Origin of the sequence: Halomonas marinisediminis, assembly GCF_004347715.1 — a bacterium.
Lineage (GTDB): Bacteria > Pseudomonadota > Gammaproteobacteria > Pseudomonadales > Halomonadaceae > Halomonas > Halomonas icarae.
Genome location: NZ_SLTR01000439.1, coordinates 1 through 274 on the forward strand (window position 1 = coordinate 1; position 274 = coordinate 274).

Consider the following 274-nt stretch of genomic DNA (forward strand, 5'->3'; position numbering starts at 1 on the left):
CCGTCGGGGCCGTGGATCAGCGGGATATGCGCATAGACCGGAACCGGCCAGCCCATGGCGGTGTAGATGCCCATTTGGCGCGCCGCGTTGTTGAGGTGGTCGTCGCCGCGGATCACATGGGTCACGCCCATGTCGAAATCATCGACCACAACCGCCAGCATGTAGACCGGCGTGCCGTCCGAGCGCAGCAGGATCATGTCGTCAAGCTGGGCGTTGCCGATGCGCACCTCGCCCTGCACCTCGTCTTTGATCACCGTCTCTCCCTCTTCGGGGG

At 64.6% G+C, this 274-nt stretch carries 1 protein-coding gene; it reads right to left on the reverse strand.

What is annotated here, in order from left to right; all coding sequences use genetic code 11:
• On the reverse strand, positions 1–254 hold a 254-nt coding region (locus E0702_RS17330; protein WP_240721815.1), incomplete at its 3' end, for a glutamate--tRNA ligase family protein.
• Positions 255–274 lie beyond the last annotated feature (20 nt).